This is a genomic window from Microbacterium sp. ZKA21, assembly GCF_050434165.1.
Lineage (GTDB): Bacteria > Actinomycetota > Actinomycetes > Actinomycetales > Microbacteriaceae > Microbacterium.
Window position 1 is genome coordinate 241781 of sequence record NZ_JBNPVV010000007.1, and the last position, 11130, is coordinate 252910.

9 protein-coding genes are annotated in these 11130 nt (G+C 66.2%); 7 read left to right on the forward strand and 2 right to left on the reverse strand.

Features of this window, described 5'->3' with window-relative positions:
- Nucleotides 1-2: 2 nt before the first annotated feature.
- Nucleotides 3-1277, reverse strand: coding sequence for an ABC transporter substrate-binding protein (locus M2317_RS15245; protein ID WP_429461574.1), 1275 nt, complete (start codon nucleotides 1275-1277; stop codon nucleotides 3-5).
- 201 nt (nucleotides 1278-1478) lie between these two features.
- Between M2317_RS15245 and M2317_RS15250 the strand changes: the two genes are divergently transcribed.
- Nucleotides 1479-4367, forward strand: coding sequence for a glycoside hydrolase family 2 TIM barrel-domain containing protein (locus tag M2317_RS15250; RefSeq protein ID WP_429461576.1), 2889 nt, complete (start codon nucleotides 1479-1481; stop codon nucleotides 4365-4367).
- A gap of 16 nt (nucleotides 4368-4383) precedes the next feature.
- Nucleotides 4384-5916 carry an alpha-N-arabinofuranosidase gene (locus tag M2317_RS15255; RefSeq protein WP_429461578.1) on the forward strand — a complete coding sequence of 511 codons (1533 nt, stop codon included), beginning with the start codon at nucleotides 4384-4386 and terminating at the stop codon, nucleotides 5914-5916.
- Between the two features lie 53 nt (nucleotides 5917-5969).
- On the opposite strand, the gene M2317_RS15260 is transcribed toward M2317_RS15255, so the two are convergent.
- Complete coding sequence (locus M2317_RS15260; RefSeq protein ID WP_429461580.1) at nucleotides 5970-7187, reverse strand: acid phosphatase; 1218 nt, start codon at nucleotides 7185-7187, stop codon at nucleotides 5970-5972.
- Between the two features lie 134 nt (nucleotides 7188-7321).
- Between M2317_RS15260 and M2317_RS15265 the strand changes: the two genes are divergently transcribed.
- The 5 genes from M2317_RS15265 to M2317_RS15285 all read left to right on the forward strand — a co-directional run.
- Nucleotides 7322-7768, forward strand: a complete 447-nt coding sequence (locus tag M2317_RS15265) for a hypothetical protein (protein ID WP_429461582.1) — start codon at nucleotides 7322-7324, stop codon at nucleotides 7766-7768.
- A gap of 140 nt (nucleotides 7769-7908) precedes the next feature.
- Nucleotides 7909-9510: a DUF5060 domain-containing protein gene (locus M2317_RS15270; RefSeq protein ID WP_429461583.1), complete on the forward strand. Its 1602-nt coding sequence runs from the start codon at nucleotides 7909-7911 to the stop codon at nucleotides 9508-9510.
- A 105-nt stretch (nucleotides 9511-9615) separates the two neighbouring features.
- Nucleotides 9616-9807: a hypothetical protein gene (locus M2317_RS15275; RefSeq protein ID WP_429461584.1), complete on the forward strand. Its 192-nt coding sequence runs from the start codon at nucleotides 9616-9618 to the stop codon at nucleotides 9805-9807.
- Nucleotides 9808-9970: 163 nt separating this feature from the next.
- The gene (locus M2317_RS15280; RefSeq protein WP_429461586.1) at nucleotides 9971-10399 is read left to right on the forward strand and encodes a MarR family winged helix-turn-helix transcriptional regulator; all 429 of its coding nucleotides are present in this window, start codon (nucleotides 9971-9973) and stop codon (nucleotides 10397-10399) included.
- Nucleotides 10400-10462: 63 nt separating this feature from the next.
- On the forward strand, nucleotides 10463-11130 hold a 668-nt coding region (locus M2317_RS15285), incomplete at its 3' end, for a DUF222 domain-containing protein (RefSeq protein WP_429461588.1).

The window sequence follows — 11130 nt, forward strand, 5'->3', positions numbered from 1 at the left end:
GGTCACTCCAGGGCGCCCAGCTGGTCGCTGAACTGCGCGTTGATGCTGTCGATCGTCGCGGTCACGTCCTGCTCGCCGTTGAGGTACTTGACGGTCTCGTCGCGCACCGGATCGCCCTCGGTGGTGACGCCCTGGGCACCGTACTGCAGCTCCATCGCCTTGATGTCGCCGACGATGGCCGGGGACGCCGCGATGTCCTGGTTGTAGATCTCGAATGCGTCGGCGTGCGCCGCGTACTCGATATCCAGCCCGTCGACCGCCGGGATGAACGACGAGGTCTCCGAGAGCTCGGTGTAGTTCTCCGGCTCGTACAGCCACTCGATGAAGTCGTGCGCCGCCTCCTGCTGCGGGCCTTCGAACACCACGATCGATGCCGCGTTGCCGTAGTTCGTCGCACGCTCCTTTTCGGTCGGCATGTAGACCGACGCCCACTCGAAATCGGCGATGTTGACCGCGAAGTCGGCGATCTGCCAGGATCCCGACACGTAGGAGACGACATCGCCGCTCTTGAACAGCGCGTTGCCGTCGGCATCCGAGAGCCAGACGGAGCGCGGCATGAAGGAATCGTCGTTCAGACCGTTGAAGAACTCCAGAGCACGCGTCGTGTCGTCGTTCGTGCTGAACTCGCCGTCATCGTTCGGCTGGAAGTAGTCCGAGCCGAACTCGTACATCAGCGCCTTCAGGCGGTGAGAGGACTTGTCCATCACCATGCCGTAGCTGGTGCCGGTCGCCGCCTGCACCTGCTTGACCGCGGCCACGTACTCGTCCCAGGTCCAGATGTCGTCCTCGGTGGTCGGATACGCCACGCCGGCCTCGTCGAACAGTGTCTTGTTGATGAAGAGCCCGACCGCAGTGATGTCCGAGGGGAGCGAGATGACCTTGTCTCCGTCCCAGTCACTCAGCTCGGTGCGGATATCGCTGCCCTCGGTGATGTCGGTCAGGTCGGCCGTTGCACCCCGCCACACGGGATCGACGGCGCCGACCCTGGCGATGGCAGGGAGGTCATTCGCCTGCGCGGAGTTGCGGAGCTTGGTGGCGAGATCGTCATTGGCGATGTCGACGATCTCGACCTTCACCCCGGTCTCCTCCTCGTACTTCTCCGCCATGTGGGCGTACCCACCGCCCTGGTTCGCATCTCCCGAGAGGAAGAACTGGATCGGCTCATCCGAGGACCCGGCATCCGTCGAGCTGCTGCACCCCGCGAGGGCGACAGCTGTCGCGGCCACGGCGGCGAGCGCGATGGCGGACCGCAGAGGTGTTTTTCCTGAACGCTTCATTGTGGTTCCTTTCACCCGGCAGATCCGGGCCAACGTCATTGTCGAGTTCACTAACGTTTTCGGTGCTGAGGACGCGTCCGATGCAACGGGTTCGACAACCGGGCGCTGATATGATGTTAGGACATTATTGCAAAGTTGACAACGACCGTTCGGAGAGCGTTCTCCGAACGCGTCCATCCCCCGTTCTCTGATGAGGAGATCATGGACATCTCGACCACCGGCCCCGGATCCGGATCCCTGCCCGCACGCGCACGGATGCGCTCGGACGCGCCGCAGCAATCGCTCGCCGGCACATGGCGCTTCCGGGTCTCGCCGACCCTGCGCAGTGCACCGGAGGACTGGCGCACCGCCGACACGGAGTCATGGGGTGACATCGAGGTCCCCGGGCACTGGAATCTCCAGGGATACGGCTCCCCCTCGTACTCCAACGTGCAGATGCCGTTCCCCGTCGATCCGCCGTACCCGCCCGATGCGAACCCGGTCGGCGACTACCGGATCGAGTTCACCGCCTCGGACGATGTGCTGGCGCACGCGGCGCAGTGGCTGCGATTCGACGGGATCGAGTCGGCCGCGGAGATCTGGCTGAACGACGTCCTGCTCGGCACGACGCGCGGAAGCCGCCTGACGCACGAGTTCGACGTCACCGGCATCCTGACAGCGGAGACGAACAGGCTGGCGATCCGTGTGGCGCAGTTCAGCGATGCCACCTACCTCGAGAACCAGGACATGTGGTGGCTGCCGGGGATCTTCCGGGACGTCACTCTGCTCGCCCGTCCCGCCGGTGGCATCCGCGATGTCTTCGCACGCGCCGACTTCGACCCGCTCACGGGGAAGGGCGCGGTGATGCTGGAAGTGGATGCCGCAGCCGACGCCCGTCTGAGCATCCCCGAGCTGGGCGTCGACCAGCCGGTGGCCGACGTCATCCAGGTCGGCGCGGTCCAACCGTGGTCGGCCGAGCAGCCGCGCCTCTACGACGCCGCCATCACCACGGAGTCCGAATCGGTGGCGATGCGCCTGGGTTTTCGCCGAGTGGAGGTGCGCGACGCCGAGCTTCTCGTGAACGGCGCACCCATCATGCTGCGCGGCGTCAACCGGCACGAGCACCGTGCGCGTCACGGCCGCGTTTTCGACCACGACGTCGCCCGCGAGGAGCTTCTGCTGATGAAGCGGCACAACATCAACGCCGTGCGCACTTCTCACTACCCTCCGCACCCCGAGGTGCTCGACCTGTTCGACGAACTCGGATTCTGGATCATCGACGAGTGCGATCTCGAGACGCATGGATTCGAGCACGTCGGCTGGCGGGGCAATCCGAGCGCGAATCCGATCTGGCGCGACGCTTTCCTCGATCGGATCGAGCGCACGGTCCGGCGCGACCAGAACCACGCCAGCGTGATCATGTGGTCGCTCGGCAACGAGGCGCACGTCGGCGAGAATCTCGAGGCAATGGCACGCTGGACGAAGTCTGCCGACCCGAGCCGGCTGGTCCACTACGAGGGCGATCGGGAGAGCCGCTACGTCGATGTGTACTCACGCATGTACGCCCCGCACGACGAAGTGCGCGAGATCGGCGAGGAGACGCTCCGGCCCGCTCCGCTGGGCGCGACGGCGTCGGAGCTGCACCGGCGATCGCTGCCGTTCCTCCAGTGCGAGTTCGCACACGCCATGGGAACGGGCCCGGGCGGCCTGCAGGAGTACTGGGATCTCTTCGAGGAGTATCCGCGGCTGGCCGGCGGGTTCGTCTGGGAGTGGATCGAGCACGGCATCGCCGTCGACGATCCGGACGGAACGAGCCGCATCCTGTACGGCGGCGACTTCGGCGAAGTCGTCCACGACGGCAACTTCGTGATCGACGGGCTGGTGGATGCCGAGCGCAACCCGCGTCCTGGGTTGCTGCACTACAGCGCCGTGATCGCCCCGGTGGCGATCACTGTCGATGCGCAGCGACGAACGGTGCGCATCGAGAACAGATACGACGCACTCGGCCTCGACCATCTATCGCTGAACTTCTCCCGTGTCATCGATGGCGACGTGCGAGTGTCGGGCCCGCTCAAGGTCCCCACCTGCCCGCCCAGGACGAGCGTCGTCGTCGATCTGCCCGATGGCTGCCGCGCGGACGAGGCACCGCTGGTCGCGGACGTCGTGACCGTCCAAGCGGTGACGCGTACGGATTCCCCCTGGGCGGCATCCGGCCATGTGCTCGCCAGCGGCCAGGATGTGCGAGCCGGACGACCGGAGGTCATCGCGGCGACGGAAGCGGCGAGCACAGATCGTGTCGGCACCGCTCGTTTCGATCCCCGCACGGGGCAGCTGATCCGCCTCGGAGCGCTCGAGCTCAGTGGTCCCACCGTCGGTCTCTGGCGTGCGCCGACGGACAACGACCGCGACCTCGGGGATGATGAACCCGATCTTCCTCCGTACGCCGAGCGATGGCGCGCTGCCGGCATCGACCGCCTCATGACGCGGCTGCATGATGTGGATGTCTCGGATTCCGCGCTCGTCGTCCGTACGAGGACGGGCACGCCGATCCTGGACAGCGCCGTCGACGCCGTGTTCTCGTGGACCGCCGCCGGCGACGCCGTGCAGCTGGACGTGCAGATCGAGCCGAACACGACGTGGACGACGGAGTGGGCGAGGCTGGGCCTCGATCTCATCCTCGATGCCGCCCCGCTCGGCGCGGAGATCGCCGGATACGGCCCGATGCCGAGTTACCCGGATCTGCGTTCCGGTGCACGGTTCGGGTGGTGGAGCATCGCCGGCGACGACCTCACCGTCGACAATGTGCGTCCGCAGGAGAGCGGGTCGCGCCCGGGGGTTCGCGAGGCGCGGATCCGCACCACCAGGGGCATCCTGCACCTGTCGACGCTCGACCAGCCGTTCGCGCTGACGGTCTCAAGGCACAGCCGTGAGGCCCTGGCCTCCGCTGCGCACAACTGGGAGCTTCCGGAAGAACGTCGCACTTTCGTGTCGATCGACTTGGCCCAGTCGGGTGTCGGCACCGCCACCTGCGGCCCTGGCGTGCTGCCCCGCTACCGGTTGCCCGCGCAGGCCGGAACCCTCTCCCTTCTGCTCCGCAACGAACCCACCTGATGTCGAAGGACGCACCATGACCACTGAGAACACCGCGACCGCCCGACTCGATCCGAGTCTGGAGATCGCTGACATCGATCGCCGACTCTTCGGCGGTTTCGTCGAGCATCTCGGTCGCCACATCTACGACGGCATCTTCGAGCCGGGCCATGCCAGCGCCGATGAGGAGGGCTTCCGCACGGATGTCATCGAGCTCGTCAAGGAGCTCGGCGTCTCGACCATCCGCTACCCCGGAGGCAACTTCGTCTCCGCGTATCGCTGGGAGGACGGGATCGGCCCGAGGGAGCAACGCCCCCGCCGCCTGGACCTCGCGTGGCACTCGACCGAGACGAACGAGGTCGGGCTGCATGAGTTCCAGGCGTGGCTGGATCGCGTCGGCAGCGAACTGATGCTCGCCGTCAACCTCGGCACCCGCGGCACGGAGGAGGCACTGGACCTGCTCGAGTACGCGAACGCGGATGCGCAGACCCGCTGGACCGAGCAGCGCGCCGAGAACGGACGCCCGACGCCGTTCGGTGTGACGATGTGGTGCCTCGGCAACGAGATGGACGGCCCGTGGCAGGTCGGGCATCGCAACGCGGAGGACTACGGAAAGCTCGCGTCCCGCACCGCGAAGGCTATGCGGATGCTCGACCCCGGCATCGAGTTGGTCGCATGCGGCTCCTCCGGACGCGACATGCCGACGTTCGGATCGTGGGAACGCCAAGTGCTGGAGCACACGTTCGACGACGTCGACTTCATCTCCTGCCATTCCTACTATCAGGAGCGCGGAGGCGACGCGCAGGAGTTCCTCACCTCCGGTGCGGACATGGCACGGTTCATCGAATCGGTCGTGGCGATCGCGGACAGCGTCGCAGCGACCAAGAAGAGCGACAAGCGCATCATGATCTCGTTCGACGAGTGGAACGTCTGGTACCTCTTCAACGAGGACGGCACCGAGTCCGGGCATGAATTCAAGGGCGGCGCCTGGCCGGTGGCCCCTCGCCTGCTCGAAGACCAGTACAGCGCTCTGGATGCCGTGGTCTTCGGCGACCTGCTCATCACACTGCTCCAGCATGCCGACCGCGTGCGCAGTGCATCCCTCGCGCAGCTCGTGAACGTCATCGCTCCGATCATGACGGAACCGGGCGGGCCGGCCTGGCGGCAGACCACGTTCTTCCCGTTCTCGATCACGTCGCGCCTGGCGCGCGGCTGCGCTGTGCAGCTGCCTGTGAACGGCAGCACCGTCGCATCGGACAAGCTCGGCGACGTGCCTGCGGTCAACGCCGTCGCCACGATCGACGACGAGGGCGTCTCGCTGTTCGCCGTGAACCGTTCACTGACGGCGCCGACCGCTCTCCGCGTGGATCTCGCACCGCTCGCGCGAGAGCTGGGCAGGGACGTGTCGATCATCGAGTCCCACCTGCTCCATGAGGAAGACGTGTACGCGCGCAACGTCCTGGGCGACGTCGAGCGCGTGGGCGTCGGCGAGGCGGACGCGACCGTCGCCGACGGCATCCTGACGATCGGACTGCCCGCCGTGTCCTGGACCGCGATCCGCTTGGCGTGACCCGGTACGACGAGGGGCCGCGGACGTCGTCCGCGGCCCCTCGTCGTGCACTCTCAGCCCTTGCCGCTGCTGACGTGCACGCGTCCCTTGCCGTCGACGGAGACCTTGGCGGTCATCGCCGCCGCGAGGTCGATCCGCTGCCACGATGACGTCGAGTGGACGCTGAGGTCGAGCGGATAGCCCGAATCGATCGCCGTCTCCTCGAGTACCTGGATGCGCTGCGCCTCGGTGAGGCGGGGGTGGCTGGAGATGAGAAGCGCAGCCGCGACGCGGGGCGCATCCATCTCGACACCGCCCTGTCCGATCTGCTCGAACCCGTAGGTGAGACGGTCGCGGTAGAGCTCATTCGCGTCCTTCGTCTTCAGGTAGGGGGTGTCCCTGGCGATGCACGTCTTCAGTGCGGCACCGCAGTCGGCCTCCAGGACGGCGTGAAGCTCGGCGCTGGCCGCCTCCAGCAGCTCGCGGAACTCGGGGTCGGCCCAACGCTTGGCGATCGCCGCCTGGCCCATCATCCGACCGCCGATGATGTCGAGCGGGTAGTGCATCGCCATGACGACGCGATAGTTGCCGGATTCGGATGTCCGCGCGAGGATCTGAGCCGACAGCTCGGGCAGCAGCGTCGCGAGGAGCGTCCCCTGCCAGTAGGCCTGATTCGTATGCCCGCTCGGGTAGGAGCCGCTCGTGGAGCTGTACGCGTCACCGCCGTCCTTGTCACGATAGACGACCTCGTCCGGCGCCACGATGTAGGGGCGGTCGTAGTCGAAGTAGTCCTTCGACGGGTTCGTCGACTCGCTCTGCGCACGGCCGCCGTCCTTGTGGATCAGCTCGACGGTCTTGGGCAGGCGCCCCTCCTCCCAGGCCCTCTGATAGATCGCACCGAGCTTCTCTCCCAGTGCATTGCCCATCGTGTACGACATGTCTCCGTACTCGTCGATGATCGCTGCTGCGGACTCCTCCGCGCCGGCATTCTGATTGATGTCGAGCGTCTTCGCGAGGTTCTCCTCGAGGACCTCCGGGTAGCTCGCCTCCAGAGTCGCGAACCCGGCGAGCAACGGGACGTAGTCGACGGTGCGATCCGATTCGTACACCGTCTCGAGCTGCTCGGGTGCGAATGCCTCGGAGGCGGGAGAGGCCGCCGGGTTCGGACGCCCACCCGCGACCTGCTGGTTCCATGGCGCACAGCCGGTCAGCGCGATGGATGCCGCGAGTACGACAGCAAGCGCTGCGGCTGGACGGCTACGGACGGTGATCCTCGTCTTCGAGTGCTGCATGTCCTACCTTTCCTCGGGTGTGGACCCGTTCTCCTTTGACTTGCATGGACATTCTATTGTTCGGACAATTATGGGGGCAAGGACGCATCCAGTGACGACCGTGACACGCGTGATCACCGCGTTACCCTCGTTGCATGGGCATCGAGACCACGAGGATCGCGGACTACTTCAACCGCTATGCCGCGTCACTGACCCGGTTCGATGCCGAAGCCTCCGCCGAGTTGTGGTCGACGCCGGGCATGATCGTCGACGACCGGTTCTCAGGAGCGCTGGACTCGCGCGAGGAGATGGCGATCGGGTTGAAGCAGGCCTACCCGGTCTACCGGGAGCTCGGCCTCGGCTCGGTCGACTACGAGCTCGTCGAGGAGAACCAGCTCTCCGATGCGCTCGTCCTCATCCGCGTGCGCTGGCTCTTCCTTGACGGCGACGGCGAGTTGCTGACCGACAGCAACAGTTACTACCTGCTCCGGGATGAGGATGCCGGCCTGCGAGCTTGCGTCTGCATCGAGACCGACTCCATGCAGAAGCTGCAGGCCCTCGCCGACGCCAAGGGCGTCGACCTGACGCCGCCGAGCGCCTAGTCGCGGCTCCCGGGCGCCGACAGTTCCGCTCGACACGACTGCCGACCGCATATTCATTCGGGGTAGCGAGAATAGTCAGCGATTTATAGGGTGTCCGAGGACAGAAGTCCACGACACAGGAATCATCTGGAGGATGATCGATGGAGATCACACGACGAACAGTTCTCACCGGAGCCGCTGTGCTCAGCGCCGCCGCCGCGGTCGGCATTCCGACCCGCGCCCAGGCATCCACGACGCCTGCCGGGCAGGCGCAGCCGGCGGCGAAGCCCGAAGCGGTCGAGCGCTGGGGCGTGCACGAAATCGTGCTCAACGGCCCGGACAAGGGCAATCCTTTCGTCGACGTCACGCTGGCCGCCGTGTTCCGTCGAGCGGACCAGACGATCACCGTTCCCGGGTTCTACGACGGCGACGGCACGTACCGCATCCGGTTCTCACCGCCGGAGTCCGGGGACTGGAAGTGGAGCGTGGACAGCAACGTCCGCTCGATGCGCAAGTCGGGCAAGGTGAACGTCGTCGAGCCGTCGCCGGGCAACCACGGGCCCGTCCAGGTGTCGCAGGACGGCTACCACTTCATCCACGCGGACGGATCGCCCTATCGGCAGATCGGCACGACATCGTACTCGTGGGCGCAGCAGCCAGAGGACAAGGTCCAGACGACGCTGGCGACGCTGAGCACATCGCCGTTCAACAAGATCCGGATGCTGTTCTTCCCCAACGTCCCTTCCGAATCGGTCGATCCATTCGTGCGCACCGGCCCCGGCCCGAGGGACTGGGATCCGACGCGCTTCGACCCCGCCTATTTCCGCATGTACGAGAGCCGGATCGCGAGCTTGCTGCAGCTCGGCATCCAGGCCGACGTCGTGCTGTTCCAGCCGTACAAGGCCGACATCGGGTTCTCCGACATGTCCCGAGCGGACGATGAGCGGTACATCCGCTACATCACGGCGCGTTTCGGCGCTTTCCGGAATGTCTGGTGGTCGATGGCGAACGAGTACGACGACAACGAGACCAAGACCCTCGACGATTGGAATCATCTCGGCGACTTCCTCAAGAGCGTCGATGCACACGGTCGCCTGCGCTCGATTCACAATAAGAACATCTACTACGACGCCCGCAAGGACTGGGTCACGCATGCCAGCATTCAGAGCTCGGGCGCAGCGATGGACGGCATCCGGGCGCATCTGCACCGCCAGTTCGCCCTCAAACCGGTCGTCTTCGACGAAGTCGCCTACGAGGGCAACATCGATGCGCGCTGGGGGCAGCTGTCCGGCGAGGAGATGACGAGCCGATTCTGGAACACGTTCGTCGGCGGCACCTACTGCGGCCACGGGGAGACGCTCAACGAGGCCCAGAGCCCGAGCACCTCGTGGCTGGGACAGGGCGGCACCCTGAACGGCACCAGTGCTCCACGCCTCGCCTTCCTCAAGCAGATCATGGACGACGGTCCGGCGCCGGGGATCAACGCACTCCAGCCCGATTGGGGCTATGACATCGGCGGCGTCGACAGCCAGTACTACGTCAAGTACTTCGGCGGGAACGCGCCCACTGAGTGGAACGCCCTGCTGCCGAGCGGCGCAGGCGCGTCGTACAACGTGGACATCATCGACACCTGGAACATGACGATCAGTCCGATCGGCGTCTTCTCCCTGGCGAAGGCCGCCGGCGGCGCGCAGGATCCGAGCCGTCCGTCGATCCCACTGCCTGGCACCGCGTGGATGGCCGTGCGGTTTACTCGGGTCTGATGAGGGCAGGGCGGGCTGTCGATTCCGGCCCGCCCGACGCCTTCATCCGAGAGTCGCCCGACTCGTCGAATCCCCCCTCCCGCTACGACAGGGGAGGTCACCGGCGTGAGCGACTGGCCGGAAGCCGCGCCCGGCGATGCCCTGTTCGACATCGCGGTACTGGCTCTCGGGCATGAGGAGCGTCTGGACGATCTGCTCGTCGGATACGGCACCGACGTGGACCGCGACGTGATCCGGAGCTGGTGGTCGAGTTCGATGTCCTCCGGTCCCGGATGCTCCGGTAGAAGATTTCCGTGATCAAACCGTTGCATTCGTTACCGCCCCGTTATACAGTTATCGCACGGTGAATGTTTGCTGTGGCATCCACCGCATGTGATTGCAGGACACTCTTGGTGCAAGGGACAAGGGCCGGTCGGAAGCCTCTCCGACCGGCCCTTCACGTTGCCGGTACGCTGAGATCGTGACCGACCGGAACCTCGCCATTGCCGCCTGGGAGAGCCTGTTCCGCGCACAGCACGAGCTGTTCTCCGAGATGGCCACCGACTTCGACGGAACCAATCTCGCCCAGGGCGAGTACGACGTGCTCCTCACCGTGACACGCGCTCCCGACATGACCGCACGCCTGCGCGACGTCACTCAGAACATGCTGATCAGCCAGCCCAGCGTCTCGCGCCTGATCGACCGCATGGTGGCCCGAAACCTGGTCACCAAGCACCCCGACCCGGAGGACGGTCGCGGCGCGCTCATCCGCGCGACAGAGGCCGGGGCGCGCGCCTTCCGGCGCATCGCCACGATCCACGGGCGCTCGATCGCCGAGCGCATGTCGAGCCTGGATGACGACGAACTGCGCACACTCCTCACCCTGACCGAGCGCCTGCGCACTCACTAGACATTCGAATATTTCTTTCGAACATCTCTTCCATTCTTCGTATTGGTTGGGTAGTCTGGAGGCATGTCGACGACGCATCTGGATCCTCTGCACGAGGCGGTTAGCCGCCTCGACGCGGTGTGGTCGGATGCTTCGGATGCGGCGGGTCTGGACCGGGCGGGACTCGTGGCCGCGAACGCGGCACTCGGGGTGCTGCACCGGCTGGTGGACGGGTTGGAGGCGGAGGTCGCGGCGCGGATCGCGCACGAGTCCCGTCCCGAGCTCGGCGCGGAGTCGCTCGCGAAAGAGCAGGGGTTCCGCAACGCGGGACAGTTCGTCGCGACGGTCACCGGACGGTCTTCCGGGGAGGCATCGCGGTTGGTGAAGGTCGGGGAAGCGACCGCACCCCGCACCGACCTGCTCGGTGCGCGGCTGCCGGCGAAGTACCCGGCCGTGCAAGCCGCCCTCGGTTCCGGGCGGATCGGTGCCCCGGCGGCCGGGCTCATCATCGCCCTGCTCGACCGGGTCCGATTCAAGATCGACATGGATCGGCTTGCCGAGGCAGAGGCGCTGCTCGCAGACAAAGCGGCCGGGTTGTCGTTGGACGAGGTCCGTAAACTCCTCACCCACACCGAAGCGCACCTGAACCCCGACGGAGTCCTGCCCCGGGAGGAAGCAGCACGGGCGCAGAACCAGCTGCTCATGCACGAACGCGACGGACGGTTCCACCTCACCGCCGACATCGACGTCGC